Origin of the sequence: Vibrio sp. J2-3(2022) (assembly GCF_021725735.1) — a bacterium.
Taxonomy (GTDB): Bacteria; Pseudomonadota; Gammaproteobacteria; order Enterobacterales; family Vibrionaceae; genus Vibrio; species Vibrio diabolicus.
The window spans coordinates 25,778-47,959 of sequence record NZ_JAKKCK010000008.1 but is presented as its reverse complement, the minus strand read 5'-3'; the positions used below and the strand labels follow the sequence as shown (position 1 = coordinate 47,959).

Annotated in this window: 27 protein-coding genes; 11 read left to right on the top strand and 16 right to left on the bottom strand. The window is 45.7% G+C overall.

Annotated features, from left to right (window positions below):
* Positions 1-33: 33 nt before the first annotated feature.
* A complete protein-coding gene (locus tag L3V27_RS21075; protein WP_225462001.1) occupies positions 34-1,299 on the bottom strand; it encodes a divalent metal cation transporter in 1,266 nt (421 codons plus the stop codon).
* Between the two features lie 342 nt (positions 1,300-1,641).
* Between L3V27_RS21075 and L3V27_RS21070 the strand changes: the two genes are divergently transcribed.
* A complete protein-coding gene (locus L3V27_RS21070) occupies positions 1,642-2,394 on the top strand; it encodes a pseudouridine synthase (protein WP_237312671.1) in 753 nt (250 codons plus the stop codon).
* 93 nt (positions 2,395-2,487) lie between these two features.
* Positions 2,488-3,450, top strand: coding sequence for a D-2-hydroxyacid dehydrogenase (locus L3V27_RS21065; RefSeq protein WP_237312669.1), 963 nt, complete (start codon positions 2,488-2,490; stop codon positions 3,448-3,450).
* 88 nt (positions 3,451-3,538) lie between these two features.
* On the opposite strand, the gene yjgA is transcribed toward L3V27_RS21065, so the two are convergent.
* Positions 3,539-4,066, bottom strand: coding sequence for a ribosome biogenesis factor YjgA (gene yjgA, locus L3V27_RS21060; protein ID WP_237312667.1), 528 nt, complete (start codon positions 4,064-4,066; stop codon positions 3,539-3,541).
* 110 nt (positions 4,067-4,176) lie between these two features.
* Here yjgA and pmbA point away from each other — a divergent pair, with 110 nt between their 5' ends.
* Complete coding sequence (gene pmbA, locus L3V27_RS21055; RefSeq protein ID WP_006742351.1) at positions 4,177-5,520, top strand: metalloprotease PmbA; 1,344 nt, start codon at positions 4,177-4,179, stop codon at positions 5,518-5,520.
* A 61-nt stretch (positions 5,521-5,581) separates the two neighbouring features.
* On the opposite strand, the gene mgtE is transcribed toward pmbA, so the two are convergent.
* The 11 genes from mgtE to L3V27_RS21000 form a co-directional block, all read right to left on the bottom strand.
* Positions 5,582-6,940, bottom strand: a complete 1,359-nt coding sequence (gene mgtE / locus L3V27_RS21050; RefSeq protein ID WP_006742352.1) for a magnesium transporter — start codon at positions 6,938-6,940, stop codon at positions 5,582-5,584.
* Positions 6,941-7,088: 148 nt separating this feature from the next.
* On the bottom strand, positions 7,089-7,364 hold the full coding sequence (locus L3V27_RS21045) for an HPr family phosphocarrier protein (protein WP_005396244.1): 276 nt from the start codon (positions 7,362-7,364) through the stop codon (positions 7,089-7,091).
* Positions 7,365-7,366: 2 nt separating this feature from the next.
* Complete coding sequence (gene rapZ / locus L3V27_RS21040; RefSeq protein ID WP_006742353.1) at positions 7,367-8,230, bottom strand: RNase adapter RapZ; 864 nt, start codon at positions 8,228-8,230, stop codon at positions 7,367-7,369.
* Positions 8,231-8,244: 14 nt separating this feature from the next.
* Positions 8,245-8,691, bottom strand: coding sequence for a PTS IIA-like nitrogen regulatory protein PtsN (ptsN, locus tag L3V27_RS21035; protein WP_237312666.1), 447 nt, complete (start codon positions 8,689-8,691; stop codon positions 8,245-8,247).
* Between the two features lie 2 nt (positions 8,692-8,693).
* Positions 8,694-8,981, bottom strand: coding sequence for a ribosome hibernation promoting factor (gene hpf / locus L3V27_RS21030; RefSeq protein WP_005381114.1), 288 nt, complete (start codon positions 8,979-8,981; stop codon positions 8,694-8,696).
* Between the two features lie 24 nt (positions 8,982-9,005).
* Positions 9,006-10,475, bottom strand: coding sequence for an RNA polymerase factor sigma-54 (locus L3V27_RS21025; protein ID WP_005396241.1), 1,470 nt, complete (start codon positions 10,473-10,475; stop codon positions 9,006-9,008).
* Positions 10,476-10,525: 50 nt separating this feature from the next.
* Positions 10,526-11,251: an LPS export ABC transporter ATP-binding protein gene (gene lptB / locus L3V27_RS21020; RefSeq protein ID WP_005396240.1), complete on the bottom strand. Its 726-nt coding sequence runs from the start codon at positions 11,249-11,251 to the stop codon at positions 10,526-10,528.
* A 1-nt stretch (position 11,252) separates the two neighbouring features.
* Positions 11,253-11,747 carry a lipopolysaccharide transport periplasmic protein LptA gene (gene lptA, locus L3V27_RS21015; protein WP_005396239.1) on the bottom strand — a complete coding sequence of 165 codons (495 nt, stop codon included), beginning with the start codon at positions 11,745-11,747 and terminating at the stop codon, positions 11,253-11,255.
* On the bottom strand, positions 11,728-12,291 hold the full coding sequence (gene lptC, locus L3V27_RS21010; protein WP_005396238.1) for an LPS export ABC transporter periplasmic protein LptC: 564 nt from the start codon (positions 12,289-12,291) through the stop codon (positions 11,728-11,730). Before lptC ends, lptA begins: the two co-directional genes overlap by 20 nt.
* Positions 12,292-12,377: 86 nt before the next feature.
* Positions 12,378-13,349: an arabinose-5-phosphate isomerase KdsD gene (gene kdsD / locus L3V27_RS21005; protein WP_047009142.1), complete on the bottom strand. Its 972-nt coding sequence runs from the start codon at positions 13,347-13,349 to the stop codon at positions 12,378-12,380.
* Positions 13,350-13,378: 29 nt separating this feature from the next.
* The gene (locus tag L3V27_RS21000) at positions 13,379-14,344 is read right to left on the bottom strand and encodes a calcium/sodium antiporter (RefSeq protein ID WP_005396236.1); all 966 of its coding nucleotides are present in this window, start codon (positions 14,342-14,344) and stop codon (positions 13,379-13,381) included.
* Positions 14,345-14,718: 374 nt separating this feature from the next.
* Here L3V27_RS21000 and mlaF point away from each other — a divergent pair, with 374 nt between their 5' ends.
* From mlaF to L3V27_RS20960, 8 genes are all read left to right on the top strand, one after another.
* Entirely contained in the window at positions 14,719-15,522 is an 804-nt protein-coding gene (mlaF, locus tag L3V27_RS20995; RefSeq protein ID WP_005396235.1) for a phospholipid ABC transporter ATP-binding protein MlaF, read from the top strand.
* Positions 15,512-16,303, top strand: coding sequence for a lipid asymmetry maintenance ABC transporter permease subunit MlaE (mlaE, locus tag L3V27_RS20990; RefSeq protein ID WP_005396234.1), 792 nt, complete (start codon positions 15,512-15,514; stop codon positions 16,301-16,303). Before mlaF ends, mlaE begins: the two co-directional genes overlap by 11 nt.
* 2 nt (positions 16,304-16,305) lie before the next feature.
* A complete protein-coding gene (gene mlaD / locus L3V27_RS20985; RefSeq protein WP_012841383.1) occupies positions 16,306-16,794 on the top strand; it encodes an outer membrane lipid asymmetry maintenance protein MlaD in 489 nt (162 codons plus the stop codon).
* Between the two features lie 2 nt (positions 16,795-16,796).
* Positions 16,797-17,435: a phospholipid-binding protein MlaC gene (mlaC, locus tag L3V27_RS20980; RefSeq protein WP_005396232.1), complete on the top strand. Its 639-nt coding sequence runs from the start codon at positions 16,797-16,799 to the stop codon at positions 17,433-17,435.
* A complete protein-coding gene (locus tag L3V27_RS20975; protein ID WP_005396231.1) occupies positions 17,435-17,755 on the top strand; it encodes a lipid asymmetry maintenance protein MlaB in 321 nt (106 codons plus the stop codon). The genes mlaC and L3V27_RS20975 overlap by 1 nt, the downstream gene beginning before the upstream one ends.
* Before the next feature lie 3 nt (positions 17,756-17,758).
* Positions 17,759-18,013: a BolA family iron metabolism protein IbaG gene (gene ibaG / locus L3V27_RS20970; RefSeq protein WP_005396230.1), complete on the top strand. Its 255-nt coding sequence runs from the start codon at positions 17,759-17,761 to the stop codon at positions 18,011-18,013.
* 9 nt (positions 18,014-18,022) lie between these two features.
* A complete protein-coding gene (murA, locus tag L3V27_RS20965) occupies positions 18,023-19,288 on the top strand; it encodes a UDP-N-acetylglucosamine 1-carboxyvinyltransferase (protein WP_046873610.1) in 1,266 nt (421 codons plus the stop codon).
* Between the two features lie 146 nt (positions 19,289-19,434).
* Positions 19,435-20,160, top strand: coding sequence for a 1-acylglycerol-3-phosphate O-acyltransferase (locus tag L3V27_RS20960; protein ID WP_005381088.1), 726 nt, complete (start codon positions 19,435-19,437; stop codon positions 20,158-20,160).
* 85 nt (positions 20,161-20,245) lie between these two features.
* Here the strand turns inward: L3V27_RS20960 and L3V27_RS20955 are convergent, their stop codons facing one another.
* From L3V27_RS20955 to pyrB, 3 genes are all read right to left on the bottom strand, one after another.
* Entirely contained in the window at positions 20,246-20,635 is a 390-nt protein-coding gene (locus L3V27_RS20955) for a RidA family protein (RefSeq protein WP_005381087.1), read from the bottom strand.
* A 128-nt stretch (positions 20,636-20,763) separates the two neighbouring features.
* Positions 20,764-21,225, bottom strand: a complete 462-nt coding sequence (gene pyrI / locus L3V27_RS20950) for an aspartate carbamoyltransferase regulatory subunit (RefSeq protein WP_005381086.1) — start codon at positions 21,223-21,225, stop codon at positions 20,764-20,766.
* Between the two features lie 15 nt (positions 21,226-21,240).
* The gene (pyrB, locus tag L3V27_RS20945) at positions 21,241-22,170 is read right to left on the bottom strand and encodes an aspartate carbamoyltransferase (RefSeq protein ID WP_237312693.1); all 930 of its coding nucleotides are present in this window, start codon (positions 22,168-22,170) and stop codon (positions 21,241-21,243) included.
* Positions 22,171-22,182: the final 12 nt, after the last annotated feature.

Sequence of the window (22,182 nt, the reverse complement as noted above, 5' to 3'; positions counted from 1 at the left end):
GCAGCATGCATTACTCACTCATAGCTAAGTAATTTATATCAACCACTTCCACCAGATAAATACAGCCAAGAAGCCAAACAAGTAAATCAAACCGGCAATCGACAACCACTTCAATTTAGGTCCAACAGCCAAAGGTTCAGGTAACTCGGTTTTGCTCACTAATGTGTAATTCAGCAGAGCAAAGAATGGCGTGGTCATAAAGGCGAGGATCATCGCAAAGTTCAGCATAGGCAATAACGCAGAAGCCCAGAAAACCACAATACCTAATGCAAGTAAGGCGACCACCAGCATGATCGCTGACGTGGCTTTAGGGTTAGTGTCTGGTTGTGAGCGCAGTAGACGTTGAGAGTCAGAAATAACGCGTGAGTAGCCATCAATAACGGTAATCGTGCTGCCAAAGATACAGAAAAACGCAATTACCGCGATTAAGTAACGAGACCATTCGCCAATTGTTGCCGCATATAAGCCAACCAATTGGTGGGAGAAGCCAACGCCAGAGCTTTCAAGCGCAACGCCAGAGCCATAAAGCATCAAAGAACCTAATGATACAAAGATAATGGCAAGAAAAGCCGTGCCAATATAACCGACATTAAAGTCAAATAGAGCAGAGCGATACGTTACTTCTTGCTGGCTTGATTGGCGTTTTAGCCATGCAGAGGTTAAACAGGAGATCTCTATCGGTGCTGGCATCCAGCCCATTGTTACGACGATAAAGCCAATTGCCGCAATCGACCAAGGTGACGGTGGCTCGAAGTTGGCCACTTGCTCAACAGGGTTACCAAAGGCGATAGAAACGGCAAGTAAAGTCGCGATGGTTAACACCGACATGATCACCTTAGATAGCGTATCGAGCGCTTTGTAATGGCCAGCAAATAATATGATCAGGCAGGTGACAATCACAATGATACTGAGTGATGCCATTGATAGTGAAAACGGAATGAAGTAGCCCAGCAAGCTAGCACTAAACATCAACAAAGCGGCGGTATTGATTACGGCTGAGACCACGCTCAGAAATAGAAATAGCCATAGATAAGGCCGACCTAATTTCGCGTAGCCCTCAACCAAGGTGAGCCCTGTCCCCATGGTGTACTGTACGCCCGCTCGGAAAAAAGGGTATTTAAACAGGTTTACGAGCAGAATCAGTGCAGCCAATTGCCAACCATAAATCGCACCAGCTTTGGTTGATGCGACGAGGTGAGAGCCACCGACTGCAGCAGATGCCATTAATATGCCGGGGCCTAGCGAACGAAAAAATAAGGAAAGTTTGGATTGGGGTTTATCTATAACGGCGGAGTCCATTGCTTATTGTCCTTTTTATCTTATGTATCTTTCTAAAGAGATACATACCGCAGTACATGACAAGCTGAGCGCTCGCCCTATACTGCGCAACGGTAATGTCTTTTAAATGCTGTGTTTTGATGTATTTATTTTAAGTATTCTTTGCGAATATCATGCTGTGTGCATCTAGCACTCTATTCAGTTATGCGTCTTGTTGTCAAACTAAATTTACAACGTGCTAGTTTTAGTTTTTATGCTAAAGGATTGACTTTGTTTTATTGGTTTGAACTTTTCTTCAGAACCCTGCATCTGGGGGCTATTTGGGTATATAATCGCGGCGTTTTTATTTTGTAGAGATCTCCCATGGCAATGCTTGAATATACCCCTCCCACCGACCCTTGGGTCGATATCGTTTTTGAGGATGACGACATTCTGGCAGTGAATAAGCCATCAGGATTGCTGTCTGTTCCTGGTCGCCTTGCAGAGCATTACGACAGCATGTGGAGCCGCCTCAAGGAAGTGCATCCAGAAATCCAAGTAGTGCATCGCTTGGATATGTCGACATCAGGGTTGATGCTGCTGGCGAAAAACAAACCTTCGGAGCGAGCATTAAAAAAGCAGTTCCAATATCGTCTCACTCACAAGGTGTATTACGCACGTGTTTGGGGGCATGTTGAGCCGAAAGAAGGGAATATTGATCTTCCATTAATTTGTGATTGGCCAAATCGTCCGCGACAAAAAGTATGTTTCGACGACGGTAAACAATCTCAAACTTTATTCCAAGTGGTGAAGCGTGAAGTGCACCCTGATGGCACCCATACGACCGTTGTGCGACTACTGCCCATTACTGGTCGATCGCATCAGTTACGCGTGCATTTGATGGCGATTGGTCATGCGATTGTGGGTGATGAGTTTTATGCAAGCGAAGAGGCGTATCAGTTTTCAGAACGTTTAGAGTTGCACGCTGCGGAGCTAAGTTTTTATCATCCAGCTACGGATCAGCTGAGCAGTATTTTTGTACCTTGTGACTTTTATCCTGAAGCCGAGGCGGCGATCTTTAACTATTTTTCGCCAGAACGTACATTGCCTGATTATAAAACATTGCCACACCCTTAATGCCAACCGCAGTCAACAACGGTTCTTTCTAGTTCGCTATTTCGTTACTGTGGTTGATGTATCCTGTCTTTCAGCCGTGAACAAGGAGTTGTTATGTCTTTGCCGACCATCGTATTTTTGGACCGAGCGACCATCCCAGAACATATTGAGATCCCACGACCTAGCTTTCAGCATCACTGGCGTGAGTATGACTTAACCGCGCCAGAGCAGGTAATAGAAAGGTTAGCAGATGCAGATATCGTGATTAGCAATAAAGTCCTGCTTGACCAAAATGTATTAGAGCAACTACCACAATTGCGGATGATCGCGGTTGCCGCGACTGGTTTTAACAACGTCGATGTGGACTACTGTGCTAAGCATGATATTGCGGTTGCCAATGTACGCGGTTACGCGACGCGTTCGGTGCCTGAGCACGTGATTGCGATGCTGTTTGCTTTACGCCGAAATTTATTTGGTTACCATCAAGATATTGCCGCTGGCGAATGGCAGCGTAATAAGCAGTTCTGCTTTTTTACGCACCCAATCGGGGATATAGGTGGTAGCACGTTAGGTGTTGTTGGTAGTGGGGCGCTGGGGCAAGCGACGGCGAATCTAGCTCAAGCGTTAGGAATGACCGTGTTGTTTTCTGAGCGTAAAGGTGCATCAGAATGCCGACCTGGTTATGTGCCGTTTGAGGAAGTATTGAAACGCTCTGATGCGTTGACTTTGCATTGTCCGCTCAACAAGCATACTCAGAATTTGATTGGCAAAGCAGAATTGCAGCAAATGAAGCCCAACGCCATTCTAATTAATACGGGGCGTGGAGGCTTGGTGGATGAGGAAGCGTTGGTGGATGCCCTAAAACAGGGAGAAATCGCTGCGGCTGGTTTTGATGTTTTTACACAAGAACCAGCTGATGAAAGCAATCCGCTGATTGCCAATATGGGTTTACCTAATTTGTTACTTACACCGCATGTTGCATGGGGCAGCGACTCATCGATTCAACGTTTAGTGGAAATCTTGATTGAGAACATTAACGCTTTCGAGCGCGGAGAGCGTATTAATCGCTTGGTGTAACGCTGACATTTAAGTAAAAGATAAAAAAGCAGACATCATGTCTGCTTTTTTTCGTTAATTGAATGCTCGTTGGAATCGAACCGTCGAATTAAAACTCTTCTTCGTTCAGACCTTTTAGGAGCTGGAAGATTTCGCGGTACGCTTTTGCTGGTTTCCCTGCTTTTTTCTCTTTGGCTGCTTGGCGAGCCAGTTGGCGTAGACGCTGACGATCCGCCTCTGGGTACATTTCCATTACGTCATCAATGGCTTTGTCACCTTCTTCCACCACGCGATCACGCAGAGCTTCAAGCTTGTGGAATACCGCCGTTAATTGAGAGTGCTTGTTACGAATCTTATCCAACGCCGCTTGGATTGGCTCTGGATCTTCATAACGCATCAACTTACCAATACGTTGTAATTGGCGACGACGTGCTTCGTTTTTAAAGCGTTGTGCGTCTGCAATTGCTTCTCGCAGGTCTTCGCTCAATGGAAACTTTTCGAGAACTGCAGGTTTGAGGCCGACAAGCTCCTCACCTAGCTTTTGCAGTTCTTCCATGTCTCGCTTCATCTCGGATTTGCTTACCCAGATGATCTCTTCTTCTGGTTCCCATGGCGCTTTTTGATTCTTACGTGCCATTTCAGTTGCCTGTGTTTTGATTAATATTATGACTATTTTAACAAGAATCGTGGGGAGAAAGCGAAATTCTTGTTATCCTATTGTTCATCAAAGACAAGATGTGAAAGACAATGGATATTAAACAGCAGGTTGCTGAGCAACGTACCGAGCTAGAGCAAGCCGTCGCAAGAGCCTTAAAGCTTGCATCGGCAAAATCTGACGCCGCCGAAGTCGCAATTACCAAAAGCACTGGTTTAAGTGTATCTACTCGCATGGGCGAGGTAGAGAATGTCGAGTTCAACAGCGATGGTGCGCTGGGCATTACCGTTTACCGAGGTCAACGCAAAGGCAGTGCTTCCACGTCTGATTTAAGTGAAGCTGCTATCGAGCAAACCGTTATTGCGGCGCTGGATATTGCGCATTACACATCTGAAGATCCATTTGCAGGGCCCGCAGCCAAAGAATACATGGTGCAAGAGATCCCTGAGCTTGATCTTTTCCACCCAGACGCCCCTGATCCCGATTATGCTGCCGATGTGGCGATCGCCGCTGAGAAAGAAGCGTTAAGTTATAACAGTGCAATCAAGCAAAGTGATGGCGCGAGTTATGATAGCCACTACGGGGTGAAAGTGTATGGTAACAGCCATGGCTTATTAGCAAGCTATGCGTCTAGCCGCCACAGTACCAGCTGTTGTGTGATTGGCGTTGGTCAAAATGGCGAAATGGAGCGTGATTACAGCTACACAGTGGCACGTCATCGCGATGACTTATGGACACCAGAAACAGTGGGTCGTAAGGCGGCAGAGAATACGATTAACCGCTTAGATGCGCAGCGCCTAAAGACAGGTAAATACCCAATCATGTTTGCGGCTGATGTTGCGACAGGCTTGATTGGCCATCTCGTTATGGCGATCAGCGGTGGTAACCTGTACCGAAAATCTTCTTTCTTACTTGACCATCTAGGCAAACAAGTGCTTCCTGAATGGTTCAATATCTCAGAACGTCCGCATGTATTGCGTGGTTTGGCATCAAGTCCATTCGATAGTGAAGGTGTGTACACTCAAGACCGTGAGATCATTACCGACGGTGTGCTAGCAACTTATCTGTTAACCAGTTATGCCGCACGTAAAATGAAGATGGCGCCGACAGGTCACGCTGGTGGCATCCATAACTGGTACGTGAAATCGACTGGTCAAAACTTCGAACAAATGCTCAAAGAGCTCGGCACTGGTTTGTTAGTGACAGAAGTGATGGGGCAAGGCGTGAACGTGGTAACAGGGGATTACTCTCGCGGTGCTGCAGGCTTCTGGGTTGAGAACGGTGAAATCCAATACCCAGTATCGGAGATTACCATCGCTGGTAATCTAAAAGACATGTTCAATAAGATTGTTGCCGTAGGTAGCGACGTTGAAACGCGCTCGCAAATTCAAACGGGTTCAATCTTACTGGATGCGATGAAAGTTGCGGGTGAGTAAGCTTTCCTAATTCAGAATTAAAAAAGCCTGATGTGTTCATCAGGCTTTTTAGTTTTTGCAGCTAGGTAATCAGTATTGTGGCAAGCCCTAAGAATACTGATAAACCAATTACATCCGTTACGGTCGTTAACGCCATACCACCAGCTAAAGCTGGGTCGATGTTCATTTTCTTTAAGAGGATTGGAATCGTTACTCCGGCAACCCCAGCGACCAATAAGTTGGTCAGCATCGCGGCGGAAATGATTCCCCCTAGCATCCAGTTACCTTTCCAAGCGACAACAATGCCGCCAATAATCAGCGCCCACATGATGCCGTTGAGTAAACCGATCGAGGCTTCCTTCATCAACAGTTCTCGTTTGTTCGAGTCACCGATATGACCAAGAGCAAGACCACGAATCACTAGTGCGACGGTTTGGTTACCAGCGACACCACCCATGGAAGGAACAATCGTCATCAATACGGCAATGGCAGCCATCTGGTCTAGCGTGGCTTCAAACATGTTAGAAACAGAAGCGGCAGCTAGTGCGGCCAACACGTTGGCCCCAAGCCAGATACTGCGTTTGCGAGCTGATTTTACAACGGGTGCGAAGGTATCTTCGTCATCGTCCATACCTGCCATACTCATCATCGAGTGCTCGGCATCTTCACGGATAACGTCAACTACGTCATCGATAGTGATACGGCCAACGAGATGCTGATTCTCGTCTACGACAGGAGCAGAGACCCAGTTACGACGTTCGAACAGACTAGCAACATCTGAATCACTGGTATCGACAGTGATCGCTTCGTCAGCATCTTCCATGATGTCGACAATTTTGACATCAGGCTGGGTCGTGATCAGCAGAGTAATGGGTAGTTCACCAATCAGTTTGCTTTCTTCATCAATGACATAAAGTGCATCCGTTGCTTCTGGTAGTTCACCTTTCATACGCAGATAACGTAAAACCACGTCCACATCTACGTCACCACGAATCGTGATAACGTCGGTGTTCATCAGCCCACCTGCAGTGTCTTCTGGGTAGGACAGGGCGGTTTCGACACGCAGACGGTCAGAGGAGTCCATTTGCGACAGGACTTCGCGTGACAGGTTGTCTGGCAAGCTACGCAGTACATAAGCCACGTCATCGGTATCCATGCCTTCTGTCGCTTCTGCAAGCGCTTCTGGTGCCATTTTGGATACGAGACTATCTTTGACGTCTTCGTTCAGTTCGTCGAGGATTTCACCGTAGTCTTCAGGGTCGGTGAGTTGCCAGAGAACTTCACGGCTTTTGCGTGGAGAGGCTTCTAAAAGGTGAGCGATATCCTCAGGTTCCATGTCCTGTAACTGACGACGAACATGGACGAAGCGGCCATTTTCTAGCGCTTCTGTGACTTCTTGGAGGGCTTGGTGAGCTTGGTCGAATTCAATTTGCTCTGCCATTCATTCCTCCCAATTCCTGATATTTACAATGCGTTGAATAATAACTTAATTCTAGGCGCCTTTTAATAACAACTTATGATACTAAGCAAATTTATTTATTGGCGCAGTCAGGGGAAGGGGAGTGAGAGGTAATAAAAAAGCGAGTAAATTACTCGCCTTCATCAAATTTATCTTCGATTAAGTGGCAAACGGCATCCAGTGCTTCTTCTGCTTGCTCACCCGCAGCGTGGATTGTGACGTACTGTCCTTGAGCAGACTCAAGCATTAATAAACCCATTACGCTGTCTGCTGTGGCGGTTTTGTCTTCTTCATTGTCGATAGTGATGACCGCTTCAAAGCTCTGGGCCAGTTCGACCAGTTTGACGGCTGCGCGAGCATGTAAGCCAAGGCGATTTTGAATCAATACTTTACGACTTAACTCCACAGCTACTCCTTAGTGTTTTTCTCTAGTGAGGTATGGCGAATTTGCACTTGGTGTCCTTTATTGGCGAAGTACTCACCGATTTGCTGAGTTAAGTACACCGAACGATGTTTACCTCCGGTACAACCTATTGCAACGGTCAAATAGCTGCGGTTGTTCTTCTCGAGCAGAGGTAACCAATTCTCTATAAAGTTTTCAATTTGGTATTTCAAACTTAACACCGATTGGTGCTGCTCCAAAAATGCGGCGATAGGAGCATCCAAACCCGTAAGTGGGCGCAACGCTGGTTCCCAATGTGGGTTGGGCAAGAAGCGAACGTCGAATACGTAATCGGCATCGGAAGGCAGGCCATATTTGAAGCCAAAAGACTCAAATACCATAACAAGCCCTTTGCGATCTCTGCCTTCAACACGCATACGCACGGTTTCACTCAACTCATGCAAAGATTGTCCACTGCTGTTCAGTACAAGATCGGCATGCGCTTTAAGTGGCGTTAAAATTTCTTTCTCACGCTCGATGGCTTGGTCAAGGGAGAGAGAGGTGCCACCTAAAGATAAAGGGTGGATTCGGCGTGTTTCGCTGTAGCGTTTGAGTAGCGTTTCCTTATTGGCGTCCAAGAAAAGCACGGTCACATCAAGCTCTGTTTTCAACTGCTCCAGTGTACCAGTCAGTTCTTTTAGCTTTTTAGGGATATTGCGAATATCAATGCTTACCGCAACATTCTGCTTGCTGTCAGCAACAGAGTGAACAAATGCGTCCAGCAAATTCACTGGGAGGTTATCAACACAGTAATAACCTAAGTCTTCCAGTACGCGCAGCGCAATACTCTTACCGGCACCTGAGTGCCCGCTAACCACGATTAGTCGCATGATGTCCGTCCTGCTTATTGGTGAATCATGATGTCGTAAAGTTCTTCATCACTCTGAGCATTGCGCAGTAGTTTCAATACTTGCTTATCGCTCAGACGTTCTGCCATAGAGGATAGAGTCTTGAGGTGCTCTTTGCACTGTTCTTCTGGTACAAGGAGCGCAAAAAGAAGGTCGACAGGTCGATTATCAATCGCATCGAATTCAATGGCTTCATCACATTGCAGCAAGACAGCAATAGCCTTGTCGCTCGATTGCATTCTAGCGTGTGGGATCGCAATACCGTTTCCGATACCAGTACTGCCCATTTTCTCTCTGTTGAGCATGCACTCGAACAGTTCGGTAGAATCTTGGCCCGTGTGATCAGCCACGATGCGGCTGATCATTTCAAGGGCGCGTTTTTTACTCGTGCAGTGGACCGCACTCTTGGTGCAGTCCAATGACAGTATTTCGCTCAGTTGCATGATTAATGACTGTTTAGTTTTTCTTTGTGCTTATTGAGTTGGCGAACCAATTTATCTACCAGCGAATCGATCGCGGCATACATATTTTCGTCATCAGCTGATGCGTGGATTTCGCCTTGATTTATATGAAGCGTAGCTTCCGCGATTTGAGTGATTTTTTCAACTTTTAGTACAACATGTACTTGATTGATATGGTCGAAGAACCTTTCGAGCTTCTGAAACTTAGAATTTACATAGTCTTGCATTGAATCGGTAAGATCAACGTGATGGCCTTGAATATTGATTTGCATAGACTTTCCTTTTCAGTTAGTGCCTTATAATAGGCGTTTACGCTGACTTGAAGGGGCAATTCCCAAGGATTCTCGATATTTGGCTATCGTACGTCTCGCGACCTGAATCCCTTGGTCAGCCAGAAGAGCAGCAATCTTGCTATCACTCAGTGGTTTAGCAGTATTCTCTGCTGCGACCAGTTTTTTAATGAGTGCGCGAATTGCTGTTGACGAACATTCTCCGCCGTTGTCAGTACTAACATGGCTAGAGAAGAAGTACTTCAATTCAAAAATGCCACGTGGTGTATGCATAAATTTTTGTGTTGTTACACGAGAAATCGTGGATTCATGCATGTCCACTGCCAAGGCTACATCATTTAGTACCATTGGCTTCATGGCTTCCTCACCATACTCGAAGAAATCTTGTTGATGTTCAACAATACATCTTGCAACTTTGAGTAGCGTCTCGTTTCTACTCTCTAAGCTCTTAATTAACCATTTTGCCTCTTGCAAATTGCTGCGGATGTACTGGCTATCCGCGCTATTGCCTTTGCCTAATTGAGCATATTGTTGATTTACTTTTAATTTTGGAACGCTATCTGGGTTGATAGAAACGGTCCATTTGCCGTTGTCTTTAAAAACGGACACATCTGGAATTACGTACTCGGTATCATCCGGTGTGATACGGCTACCGGGACGAGGATCTAACTGCTGGATAAGTTTGAGGACTTCACGGAGATCGGCTTCTTTCAGCTTAGTCTCTTTGATGACTAGCTTGTAATCACGGTTCCCCAGGTGATCAATATGATCCGCAAGAATCATTTTGGCTTCAGCAAGCCACGGTGTGTCTTCTGGGAAAGTCGCTAGCTGTAGCAGTAGGCACTCTTGTAAGTTGCGTGATGCCACACCGAGCGGATCGAACTGCTGAATACGTTTACGAACGGCTTCTACTTCGTCTAACTCAATCTCTTCGTTATCGAAGCTCTCATGAATTTCTTCAGGCGATAGGGTTAGGTAACCGTAGTCGTCAACAGCGTCAATAATCGCTAATGCAATCGTACGATCGGTTTCACTGAATGGTGTCAGGTCAAGCTGCCACATTAGGTAGTCATGCAATGATTCAGTGGTTTCGCCTTGGTAGACGGGCATATCATCATCAAGAGCTAAGCCAGTGCTACCGGTATTCGCGCTGTAGACGTCATCCCAAGTGGTATCGATTTCAAGTTCAGAGCTGATCTCTGACTTCTCAATTACGTCTGAACTGTCTGGAACGTCAATGTCTGCTGGTTCGTTAGCACTGTTGCTATCAGCAGCCTCGACCGCTGATTTATCTTCACCGTTTGCTAGAGGCTCATCTTGGCCTTCTTCAACTTCCAATAATGGGTTTGAATCCAAGGCTTCTTGGATTTCCTGTTGAAGATCGAGTGTCGACAGTTGCAGTAAGCGAATCGCTTGTTGCAACTGTGGCGTCATGGCTAACTGTTGACCTAGCTTGAGTTGTAATGAAGGTTTCATTCAGTGTTACTTACCTTGTAATGCTCAGAATCTTACCGTTCCTAATATAATCATAGACGGAATTGTTCGCCGAGATAAACTTGTTTCACCTGTTCATTATTGAGAACTTCTGCCGGAGTTCCCGATGCAATTAGGTGCCCTTGGCTTACGATATAGGCTTTTTCGCATACGTCCAGTGTTTCACGCACGTTATGGTCAGTGATTAACACTCCGAGGCCGCGATCGCGTAGATGCTCGATGATTTTCTTGATGTCATTAACCGAGATTGGGTCAACACCAGCGAAAGGTTCATCCAACAAAATGAATTGAGGGTTGGCTGCTAAAGCGCGAGCGATTTCCACTCTGCGTCGCTCCCCCCCCGATAGTGCCATACCCGCACTGGTTCTGATGTGCTGAATGTGGAATTCTTCCAACAAATCTTCCAGCTTATCTTGGCGCTCTTCACGTGTCATTTCTTGACGAGTTTCGAGTACAGCCATGATGTTATCTTCTACCGACAGCTTACGGAAAATCGACGCTTCTTGCGGAAGGTAGCCAATCCCGAGACGCGAACGACTGTGCATCGGCAGAATACTGATATCTTTATCATCAATGGTGATGGTGCCTTCATCTCGTGGCACCAAGCCGACAATCATATAAAACGAGGTGGTTTTACCTGCGCCGTTTGGGCCTAGCAGCCCAACAATCTGACCAGATTCAACTTCCAAGCTAACATCGGTTACGACTTTGCGCTTTTTGTAGCTTTTCGCCAAGTTTTTCGCACTCAGTACTGCCATATTAGTTCTCTATCTGATTGGGTTGCAAAATGGTCGTAACGCGCTCTTCCTTAGAGCTATCAGCGACTAGCTTTTGTTTACCAATTTGGTAACGAATCGAAGAACCTTTGATGGTGTTGTTGTCTTGTGCCAGTTGCGCTTGACCTTTCATGGTCAGTTCGTCTGTAGAAATACGGTAATCCAGCTCCACAGCTTGACCACTCAGTGTCTTACCATCGTCCATCAGCTGAGAAAACTTGGCAGGTTTACCAAATGCTTGAATCTGTTTGATGGCTTCGGTTTTAGGATCGCGCGTTACCACGATTCTATCAGCATCGATATTGATGCTACCTTGCTTAAGAGATACATCGCCTTTAAAGATAACCTGGTTACTCTTCATATCCACCTGTTGGGTGTCAGAGTTAATGTAAACCGGTTGTTGAGTATCCGACTTAAGTGCCAGCGCTTGAGGCGCCGCCAATACCAGTGCCAGTAGGCTAAGGTGTAACGGTTTCATATCGACCTTGAACTTCGTCTGTCAGAGTTGCGGTATGCTGCTTTAAGTTGCCTTGCATTGCGCCTCCAGTAGTTTCAAATTGTGGCCCAACCAACATGACCTGTTGATCAGCTTTAAAATCACGATTGGTTAGATTAATGACTAACTTGTCTGTTGCCATGGTATCAAAACTCGCACCCGGCAGAAGATTTTGCATTAAGACTTTGTCATATAACGTTAAGACTTGGTCTTCATCTAACACGGCTCTTGTGGCCGTCACCTTCCATTCAATGACGCTACCTTCACGGTAAACCATCAAAGTCGGGTTATTAAAAATGGTATCTCCACTCTTAGCATAATGGTCTAAGTTCGTGGAGCGGATGATGTAACTGCGGACACCATCTTCACCATAGGTGATGTTTTCCAGTCCAGTACCACTGAACATGGGCAGTTCAGAATCTGGTGCTACTTGAATTGCGTCGTTGCCTTTTGGGGTCAGTAGGTAATAACCGCACCATGCGACAACGAAGATCAAGAGCAAATAAATAAGGCGAGTAAAACTCATATAATGAAGGCCTATCGTTTAGCTCAGTACTTCCCTGACCATTGCCTTTATTTGTGTAATAAATGATTTAAATGTTTGTGCTGATATTACATCACGCCAGCTTTTAGTAAATCGTGCATGTTCAGTGCACCCACAATTTTTTCGTCTTTACATAAAATCAGAGCGTTAATATTTTTATTCTGCATCAAGTTCAAACCTTCAACCGCTAGCATATCAGGGTGCGCTGTGGTTGGATTTGTCGTCATGACTTCGCCAATCGCGGTCGTATGAATATCAATGCGTTTGTCTAAGGTGCGACGTAAATCACCATCGGTGAATATACCAAGCATAGCATCGTGTTCATCGACGATAGCGGTCATGCCTAGCCCTTTTTCTGAAATTTCAAGCAGGGCATCGCGAATCAATGCGTTTGGAGAAACTTTAGGTAACGCTTCTCCAAAGTGCATAATATCAGACAACTTAAGCAGCAGTTTTCTCCCTAACGCGCCACCTGGATGAGATAGGGCAAAATCTTCGGCAGAAAAACCACGCGCTTGAAGTAGGGCTACGGCTAATGCGTCTCCCATTACTAATGTGGCCGTGGTACTGCTGGTCGGTGCCAACCCTAGTGGGCAAGCTTCTTGAGGTACCGTAATTTGTAGGTGCAAGTCAGACAGTTTTGCCATATTGGATTCTGGCTTGCCTGTCATGCTAATTATCTTGATGTTCAGGCGTTTTAATACCGGAAATAGAGACAGAATTTCGTTTGACTCACCAGAGTTAGAAATTGCGAGCACAATATCTCCAGGGCTGATCATGCCCAAGTCGCCATGTGCAGCTTCGCCAGGGTGAACGAAAAACGCAGAAGTCCCCGTGCTTGCCAGAGTCGCAGCAATCTTATTACCAATGTGGCCTGACTTGCCAATACCCATAACGGCTACTTTGCCGCTGTTGGAAAGGATCAGTTCGCACGCTTTCTCAAATTGATCATCAAAGTAGGTATCCAGCTCTTGCAGAGCAGCAACTTCGATATCAAGAACTTGTTTAGCAGCAGCGCGAAAATCAAATTGATTGGACATATCAGTTCTCTACTTATTTATCGTGGTAATTAAGCGGCCATGTTTGCGAATAAGTACACTTGATAACCTAGGAAGCATGCAAACAAGATTGCACCTTCAATACGGTTAATACTGCGTGATTTACCCAAACACATCGCGACAAGTAACAGTGAAACGCCTAACATGACCCAGAAGTCACGTCCCATCGCGTACTCACTCAGTACCGATGGATTAATGATGCCAGGAATGCCCATTACGGCCAGAATATTAAACACATTCGAGCCAATAATGTTACCGACGGCCATGTCGTCTTCACCTTTTAAAACACCAGCAAGCGATGCTGCGAGCTCAGGTAGACTAGTACCGATGGCAATGATAGTCAGCCCGATGACAAGATCGCTCATGCCAAAATACTTTGCAATAATCACCGCGTTATCCACTAGCATGCTTGCTGCCAAAGGAAGCAGTATCAGGCCAATAACCACCCACATGATCGCTTTAGGGTTGCTGACGCCTTCTGGGATCTCTGACTCTTGGTCATCAAGAAAAACATCACCTGATTTTTGTTCTTTGCGGCTGATCTGCAACATAGCAAATAAAAATGCCCCAAAGAGTACAAACAATAAGACACCTTCATAAAAACCGAGATGGCTATTCCAAAGCAGAATACCGGCGAGTACTGTTACAGCAATCATTAATGGCAGTTCCCGGCGGATGACCGCGGAGCTAATCGACAGAGGCTTGATGAGTGCTGTAATACCTAGGATTAACGCGATGTTCGCGATGTTTGAGCCTAAAACGTTACCCACTGCAGTATCGGTTTTTCCGTCCCAGGCTGCGGTTGCAGAAACCATCATCTCTGGCGCAGAAGAGCCCATCGCAAGGATTGTCATGCCGATGACAAGAGGTGAAATACCGACGTTGCGGGCTATCGCTGCAGAACCAAAAACAAGTTTATCTGCACTCCATACGAGCAAAACAAGACCGACTATAAGCAACGCTACGGCTTCGAGCATGAGAATTCCTAAGTATTAAATAAGTAAAATGAATAACCGCTAATTTTGACCTTTTGCGGCCTAAAATGGAAGATAAACGACGAATAAATTAAAGGTTAGTAACGAAAATGTATGCAAATGTCGTTCATTTAAATCAGCAATTCTTGTCTAGGATTTAAACACTTTGCGCTGATTTGATCGTAATCCACAAAAAATTGCAGGTATATACTCGACTTTATTTAATTGAACAGTGCTTTAAATTCAAAGCCAATGTGCTTATGATTGCAGCCTAATAAATGTACCGACGTTACTTTATTAAACGTGAAATTCAACTCCGTTGTGTGTCTGGTTGATGATGCCGTGAGTTGCAACGCTCCGACAGTAGAAGAGATGATATGTCGAACAACGATTTAGTCACCGTGAACAACCTCACTTTTTCACGGGGAGAGCGCAAGATCTTTGATGGTATTGATCTGCATGTTCCTGAGGGCAAAGTGACGGCCATTATGGGACCATCGGGAATAGGTAAAACTACACTGCTGCGTTTAATTGGTGGTCAGTTGTATCCCGAGCAAGGAGAGATCTGGTTTGATGGCGACAATATTCCCTCTCTCTCGCGTAAAAAGCTCTACCATGCTCGAAAGAAAATGAGCATGTTGTTTCAATCAGGAGCTTTATTCACTGATTTGAATGTCTTTGATAACGTCGCCTTCCCATTGCGAGAGCATACGAATTTATCTGAAGAGCTGATTCGTACCATGGTGTTGCTTAAGCTTGAAGCCGTCGGTCTACGCGGCGCGGCACAATTGATGCCGAGCGAGCTATCGGGTGGCATGGCTAGACGCGCTGCGTTGGCGCGTGCGATCGCCCTGGATCCTGATTTAATCATGTATGATGAACCATTTGTCGGACAAGACCCAATCACCATGGGTGTCTTGGTTGAGCTCATTAGTAATCTAAATCAAGCGTTAGGTTTAACTTCTATAGTTGTTTCTCACGACGTGCCTGAAGTGATGAGTATTGCTGATTGGGTTTATCTGATGGCCGATGGCAAAATTATCGCTTTTGGCACACCAGAAGAGCTTAATCAGAATCCTGACCCTCGCGTTCAGCAGTTCTTACAAGGTGATGCAGATGGTCCTGTACCGTTTCGCTTCCCTTCTCAAAGTATCGAAAAGGACTTATTTGATGGTCGATAACTTTATGCATTTTGTCGCCTCACTAGGTAGACGAACGCTCTCCATCTGCGGAGCATTTGGTCGTGCGACTTTCATGCTGATTGGGGCACTGTTTACTAAGCCACAACCGCTTAAAAGCTTTCCTTTGCTCGTTAAACAACTTTATTCCGTAGGCGTCCAGTCTCTGGCGATTATCGTCGTATCTGGGTTGTTCATTGGTATGGTCTTGAGCCTACAAGGCTATGTTGTTCTGGTGGATTACGGCGCAGAGGGCAGTTTGGGGCAAATGGTGGCGCTCTCATTGCTACGTGAATTAGGGCCCGTTGTCACTGCACTTCTGTTTGCTGGTCGTGCAGGCTCTGCGTTAACTGCAGAGATAGGTTTGATGAAAGCGACGGAGCAACTCTCTAGCCTTGAAATGATGGCGGTAGATCCTTTGAAAAGAGTGATCGCGCCACGTTTTTGGGCTGGTGCTATTTCAATGCCATTACTGGCTATGATTTTCATGGCAGTGGGTATTTGGGGCGCTCAGCTTGTTGGTGTTGACTGGAAAGGTGTTGACCATGGCAGTTTTTGGTCAGCGATGCAGTCCTCAGTTGAACTAGGACAGGATATTGGTAACAGTATGATCAAATGCTTTGCGTTTGCAATTACGGTTACTTGGGTCGCTCTATTTAATGGTTATGATGCTATTCCAACTTCGGAAGGGATCAGCCGAGCAACTACGCGCACTGTTGTGCATTCTTCTTTAGCAGTACTAGGACTAGACTTTGTACTGACCGCATTGATGTTTGGGAATTAATCATGCAACAAACACGTAAAACTGAATTATGGGTTGGCAGCTTTGTATTAGCGGGAATTTGCGCGATTCTTGTGATGATTTTTCAAGTTGCTGACGTAAAAAGCATTGGCTCTGGTGATACTTATACCCTCAAAGCTGAGTTCGATAATATTGGTAGTTTAAAAGTTCGCTCGCCAGTAAAAGTGGGTGGGGTTGTGATTGGTCGGGTAAGCAACATTTCACTTAACCCAGATAACTTATTACCTGTTGTAACTCTATCGATCAATAGCAAATACAATCAATTCCCAGAAACGTCGAGCGTACAAATTTTGACGTCTGGCTTGATTGGTGAGCAATACATTGGTTTAGTGCCAGGCTTTGTTTTTGACGATGAAGTCATGCTGGTCGATGGCGATACCATCGAAGACACCAAATCAGCGCTCGTGCTTGAAGACTTAATTGGTCAAGTGCTTTACAGCGTAGGTGGTTCAGACGATTCAAGTAAGGAATAACTATGTTAGCGAGATTATTACTTTCAGTTTGTGCTGTGTTTAGCGCGTTTGGTACAAGTGCAGCAGAAGTGGATAAAACTGAACCTTATAAGATGATGAAGCAAGTGGCTGAAGTCACGTTCGAAAGATTAAAAGCTGAGCAGCCGAAAATCAAACAAGACCCAGATTTACTTAAGGTGATTGTTGAAGAAGAGCTAATGCCTTACGTCAACTACCGCTATGCTGGGTTAAAGCTCCTAGGTCCAAACCTAAAAGGAGCGAAACGTGAAGACGTACTTGAGTTTATCGATGCATTTCGCGCGTACTTAATTGCTTCTTATGCCCAAGTGCTAACGCAATACAGTGACCAACAAATTGAATTTGGTCCTGAGCCTAGCATTGACGACTCTAAGCGTATCACCAGTATTAAAGTTGATATCATCGATACGCCGCGTCCAAACATCAAGCTAGAGTTCAAATTGCGTAAAGACAACAAATCTGGTGAGTGGGAAGCGTTCGATATGATTGCGGAAGGCATTAGTTTACTCTCTAGCAAACAGTCAGAATGGAATAGCAAAATTCGTCAAGAAGGCATTCTATCTGTCGCGAAAGATCTAGAAAAATTAGCTGCGGAACCGGTTCGCTTTGAGGCGAAGAAATAATGGCCCAGACTCCCGCTCAGTGGCAATTAGATCAAAACATTCTTAAGCTAACAGGGGCACTTGATAGAGATACGGTGCCCTCATTGTGGGCGTATGCTCAGCAATGGCAACCAGCTCAAGCTGAGCTGGAATGCTCGTTAAAAGAGATAGAGCGCGTCGACTCTGCAGGAATGGTGATGTTAATCCACTTATTAGAGCATGCAAAAAAGCAAAACTGTCATATAATGCTCAGTTTCGTGCCGGCGCAACTGCGCACTTTGTTTCAACTGAGCAATGTTGAATCTTTAGTGGCCAAACACATACAGAATTATCAGGGGTAAATTGTGGATAGCGCAAAAGTACAACAGTTATTAGAAGAAGCACTAAACCTTCAAGAAGTGCATGTAAAAGGTGAAGGTAGCCACTATGAGGTGGTTGCTGTTGATGCTTGTTTCGATGGAATGAGCCGCGTTAAGAAGCAGCAGTTAATTTATGGTCCTCTGATGGAATACATCCAGCGTAACGACATTCACGCATTATCAATTAAAGCGTTCACACCAGAAGAGTGGGCTCGTGATAAGAAACTGATGTCGCTTTAAGGTTTATTGATGGAAAAGTTTCGAGTTATTGGGTCAGATAAACCACTCGTTGGTGAAGTGACCATTTCCGGTGCAAAAAACGCAGCACTGCCGATTTTATTTGCGTCTATCTTGGCGGAAGAGCCTGTAGAAGTGGCAAACGTGCCACACCTTCGTGATATCGATACAACCATGGAACTGCTTAAGCGTTTAGGCGCGAAAGTAAGCCGTAATGGTTCTGTTCACGTCGATCCTAGTAGCATTACTGAATACTGCGCACCGTATGATTTGGTGAAAACCATGCGTGCTTCTATTTGGGCTTTGGGCCCGCTCGTAGCGCGATTTGGTCAAGGTCAGGTTTCTCTACCTGGCGGTTGTGCTATCGGTGCTCGTCCTGTTGATCTGCATATTTCTGGCCTAGAGCAGCTGGGCGCAACGATTACGCTTGAAGATGGTTACGTTAAAGCTGAGGTTGATGGTCGTCTAAAAGGTGCGCACATCGTGATGGATAAAGTCAGCGTAGGCGCGACGATCACCATCATGTGTGCTGCAGCACTTGCTGAAGGCACTACAACACTAGACAACGCGGCGCGTGAACCTGAAATTGTAGACACCGCGGATTTCCTAAATAAGCTTGGTGCAAAAATTTCTGGTGCAGGTACAGATACGATCACGATTGAAGGTGTTGAGCGCCTAGGTGGTTGTAAACACAACGTAGTTGCCGACCGTATTGAGACAGGAACATTCCTTGTCGCTGCCGCGGTATCTGGTGGTAAAGTAGTATGTCGTAACACTAACGCTCATTTGCTTGAAGCGGTTTTAGCCAAGCTAGAAGAAGCTGGCGCGCTTGTCGAAACGGGTGAAGATTGGATTTCAGTTGATATGACTGATCGCGAGCTGAAAGCAGTGAGTGTACGTACAGCGCCGCATCCAGGCTTCCCGACCGATATGCAAGCGCAATTTACGCTACTAAACATGATGGCGAAAGGCGGCGGCGTGATCACTGAGACTATCTTTGAAAACCGCTTTATGCACGTACCAGAACTCATGCGTATGGGCGCGAAAGCCGAGATTGAAGGCAACACCGTTATCTGTGGTGATGTTGAGTCATTAAGTGGTGCGCAAGTCATGGCAACCGACCTACGAGCTTCGGCTAGTTTGGTAATTGCGGGCTGTATTGCTAAAGGCGAAACCATCGTTGACCGTATTTACCATATCGACCGCGGTTACGACAAAATCGAAAATAAACTGGCTGCACTTGGCGCAAATATTGAGCGAGTGAGCGAGGCAAGTTAAACTGCACCGCAGGTAACTTGGATATCAAGAGAGCCGAAACCTGAGTTTCGGCTTTTTTATATCACTCTCATGACCATAGTTATCCTTTATGGAAAGAGAGAAATTAATAGCTGTATCTGGCAAAAGCCGGTTCCTGGAGAACAAGAATGATTGCACTGTTACGTGTATTTGCTGTCGCTATCTTTGCGATTGTTATGTTTATTGGTGGTTGTGGTTACTGCCTGTTAAGCCCCCGAAACCCTAAGCACGTTTTCACTTTTGGCCGCTTGTTTGCCAAGATGTCTCGTGTGTTTGGGATTAAGTTAGAGTTGCGTATCCCTGAAGATGCGTATTCACGCGGCCAACATGTTTACATTGCTAACCACCAGAACAATTGGGACATGTTTACTGTTTCTGCGGCTGTGACTCCGAAAGTTGTGACAGTAGGTAAAAAGAGCTTGGCTTGGATGCCACTGTTTGGTCAGCTTTACTGGCTTACGGGTAACATTCTGATTGACCGAGCGAATCGCTCGAAAGCAAAAGGTACTATCGATCAGGTCGTGAGCAGCATGAAAGAAAGTGATGTTTCGGTGTGGATGTTCCCAGAAGGCACGCGTTCTCGTGGGCGTGGTTTGCTGCCATTCAAAACAGGTGCTTTTCATGCGGCAATTGGTGCAGGTGTGCCAATCATTCCTATCGTATGTAGCTCGACGAATAAAATTAAGCTGAACCGTTGGAACAATGGTCATGTGATTGTTGAAATGTTACCTCCAATCAGTACAGAAGGCTATGGTAAAGAGGGCATTCGCGAGCTAGCAAATATCTGTCGTGAACAGATGAAAGAGAAACTTGAATCGTTAGATGAAGAAGTCAAACAGCGCAACGCTGCTTAAGTTTTACTGCGATATCATCACGAAAAGACAATAAAAAACGGGTAGCCTGAGCTACCCGTTTTTTTATGTTTGTCAGCAAGTGCAATTATTTGCGAACTGCGATTGCTTCAATCTCGATACCAACATCTTTAGGTAGGCGAGCGACTTCTACACAAGAACGTGCAGGGTAGTTTGCTACGCCGTGCTCATCAAAGAACTTGCCGTAAACTTCGTTCACCGTGCCAAAGTCGTTTAGGTCTTTAACAAAAACCGTTAGCTTCACGATATCTGACACTTTAAGGCCTGAAGATTCAACCACAGCCTTTACGTTTTCTAGAGACTGACGAGCTTGCTCTGCGATATCAGCAGACACTTCACCTGTCGCTGGGTTTACTGGGATTTGGCCTGAAGTAAGAACCATGTTACCTAGATCTACGCCTTGAACGTAAGGACCGATTGCTGCTGGTGCAGATTCAGTGTGAAGTACTTTCGTCATTTGATTTTTCCATCAGTTGTAGGGAATAAAGATTCTCAGTTTGCCTCTAAACCCGTGGTAGGTAAAGAGTAAAATACCCCGACATTGCGGGGTATTTTAAACGTATCACGCCTAGTCGTACGGTGTGTTTATCGTTCGGTTACGATCTCACGTGAGAACACTTTCTCGCAGTACTTACACTTTAAGCGGATTTCTTGTTTCTTTTCGAATACGCTAAAGCTGCTTTCTACTGGCTCATTGTGAGAAATACAGTTTGAATTTGGGCATTCGAAGACATCATTGATGCGCTCTGGAAGCTCTAACGCGAGCTTTTTCACCACTTCATAATTTTCGATTTGGTTCACGGTCGCGTGAGGAGCATACAGAGCCAACTTGCTCGCTTGCTCTTCATTAATAAACACATTTTCGATTTTGAGTAGATCTTTATGACCGAGTGCTGATGATGGCAAGTTCAGACCAATAGTAACGCGCTGTGATGAATTGTGCATATCGAACAGTCTTAGTACTTTGATGCCGATTTGCGCAGGGATGTGGTCGATGACCGTGCCATTTTTGATTGCTTCTACCTGCAATTGAGTTTCTTTAGCCATGGGTTTTCTCCTCGATTACAGTGTTTCGTTTAGAACAAGCGCCAACAGTGCTTGGCGAGCGTATACGCCATTTTGAGCTTGCTGGAAGAAGTAAGCATGAGGTGTTTTATCAACATCGGTTGTGATTTCATCCACACGTGGTAGTGGGTGGAGTACTTTTAGATTTTCGCGCGCCCCTTCGAGTAATGCAGCTGTCAAAATATACGCCGATTTAATGTGCGCGTACTCCGATTCGTCAAAACGTTCTTTCTGTACTCGTGTCATGTACAGAATATCCAGTTCAGGAATCACGCTCTCCATGTCCGTGTGCAGGCTATATTGAATGCCAGCTTCGTCTAGCTCTTCGCAGATGTAATCTGGCATTGCCAATGCTTCTGGTGCAACAAAGAAGAAGCGGATGTTATTAAACTTCGCTAATGCTTGAGTCAGTGAGTGCACTGTGCGGCCATATTTTAGGTCACCGACGAACGCGACGTTCAAGTTGTCTAGACGACCTTGTGTTTCCGCGATGGTGTATAGGTCGAGTAGCGTTTGAGTTGGGTGTTGGTTTGCACCGTCACCAGCGTTGATCACTGGCACGCCATTTGAGAATTCAGAGGCCAAGCGAGCGGCGCCTTCTTGTGGATGACGCATAACAAAGGCATCGACGTAAGAAGAGATGACTTGTACTGAATCTGCGAGTGTTTCGCCTTTTTTCGCCAGAGAGGTATTACCATCATTATCAAAGCCAATCACGTCACCACCAATGCGTTGAACCGCCGTTTCAAACGATAAACGTGTACGTGTTGATGGTTCAAAGAAACAACTTGCAACGACTTTGTTTTTAATCAGTTCTGGTCGAGGTGCTTTTTTAAGGCTGCCTGCTGTTTCTACGATAAGTTCCAGTTCTTCACGTGAAAGCTCTGGAATAGAGATGATGTGCTTCTGGTAAAGCGAGTTCGCCATGATCTTCTTCCC

What these genes read in the sequence shown, in the direction of transcription:
- L3V27_RS21075 (WP_225462001.1), bottom strand. Translation starts at nt 1,299, where the DNA reads ATGGACTCCGCCGTTATAGATAAACCCCAATCCAAACTTTCCTTATTT.
- L3V27_RS21070 (WP_237312671.1), top strand. Translation starts at nt 1,642, where the DNA reads ATGGCAATGCTTGAATATACCCCTCCCACCGACCCTTGGGTCGATATC.
- L3V27_RS21065 (WP_237312669.1), top strand. Translation starts at nt 2,488, where the DNA reads ATGTCTTTGCCGACCATCGTATTTTTGGACCGAGCGACCATCCCAGAA.
- yjgA (WP_237312667.1), bottom strand. Translation starts at nt 4,066, where the DNA reads ATGGCACGTAAGAATCAAAAAGCGCCATGGGAACCAGAAGAAGAGATC.
- pmbA (WP_006742351.1), top strand. Translation starts at nt 4,177, where the DNA reads ATGGATATTAAACAGCAGGTTGCTGAGCAACGTACCGAGCTAGAGCAA.
- mgtE (WP_006742352.1), bottom strand. Translation starts at nt 6,940, where the DNA reads ATGGCAGAGCAAATTGAATTCGACCAAGCTCACCAAGCCCTCCAAGAA.
- rapZ (WP_006742353.1), bottom strand. Translation starts at nt 8,230, where the DNA reads ATGCGACTAATCGTGGTTAGCGGGCACTCAGGTGCCGGTAAGAGTATT.
- ptsN (WP_237312666.1), bottom strand. Translation starts at nt 8,691, where the DNA reads ATGCAACTGAGCGAAATACTGTCATTGGACTGCACCAAGAGTGCGGTC.
- hpf (WP_005381114.1), bottom strand. Translation starts at nt 8,981, where the DNA reads ATGCAAATCAATATTCAAGGCCATCACGTTGATCTTACCGATTCAATG.
- L3V27_RS21025 (WP_005396241.1), bottom strand. Translation starts at nt 10,475, where the DNA reads ATGAAACCTTCATTACAACTCAAGCTAGGTCAACAGTTAGCCATGACG.
- lptB (WP_005396240.1), bottom strand. Translation starts at nt 11,251, where the DNA reads ATGGCAGTACTGAGTGCGAAAAACTTGGCGAAAAGCTACAAAAAGCGC.
- lptA (WP_005396239.1), bottom strand. Translation starts at nt 11,747, where the DNA reads ATGAAACCGTTACACCTTAGCCTACTGGCACTGGTATTGGCGGCGCCT.
- lptC (WP_005396238.1), bottom strand. Translation starts at nt 12,291, where the DNA reads ATGAGTTTTACTCGCCTTATTTATTTGCTCTTGATCTTCGTTGTCGCA.
- kdsD (WP_047009142.1), bottom strand. Translation starts at nt 13,349, where the DNA reads ATGTCCAATCAATTTGATTTTCGCGCTGCTGCTAAACAAGTTCTTGAT.
- L3V27_RS21000 (WP_005396236.1), bottom strand. Translation starts at nt 14,344, where the DNA reads ATGCTCGAAGCCGTAGCGTTGCTTATAGTCGGTCTTGTTTTGCTCGTA.
- mlaF (WP_005396235.1), top strand. Translation starts at nt 14,719, where the DNA reads ATGTCGAACAACGATTTAGTCACCGTGAACAACCTCACTTTTTCACGG.
- mlaE (WP_005396234.1), top strand. Translation starts at nt 15,512, where the DNA reads ATGGTCGATAACTTTATGCATTTTGTCGCCTCACTAGGTAGACGAACG.
- mlaD (WP_012841383.1), top strand. Translation starts at nt 16,306, where the DNA reads ATGCAACAAACACGTAAAACTGAATTATGGGTTGGCAGCTTTGTATTA.
- mlaC (WP_005396232.1), top strand. Translation starts at nt 16,797, where the DNA reads ATGTTAGCGAGATTATTACTTTCAGTTTGTGCTGTGTTTAGCGCGTTT.
- L3V27_RS20975 (WP_005396231.1), top strand. Translation starts at nt 17,435, where the DNA reads ATGGCCCAGACTCCCGCTCAGTGGCAATTAGATCAAAACATTCTTAAG.
- murA (WP_046873610.1), top strand. Translation starts at nt 18,023, where the DNA reads ATGGAAAAGTTTCGAGTTATTGGGTCAGATAAACCACTCGTTGGTGAA.
- L3V27_RS20960 (WP_005381088.1), top strand. Translation starts at nt 19,435, where the DNA reads ATGATTGCACTGTTACGTGTATTTGCTGTCGCTATCTTTGCGATTGTT.
- L3V27_RS20955 (WP_005381087.1), bottom strand. Translation starts at nt 20,635, where the DNA reads ATGACGAAAGTACTTCACACTGAATCTGCACCAGCAGCAATCGGTCCT.
- pyrI (WP_005381086.1), bottom strand. Translation starts at nt 21,225, where the DNA reads ATGGCTAAAGAAACTCAATTGCAGGTAGAAGCAATCAAAAATGGCACG.
- pyrB (WP_237312693.1), bottom strand. Translation starts at nt 22,170, where the DNA reads ATGGCGAACTCGCTTTACCAGAAGCACATCATCTCTATTCCAGAGCTT.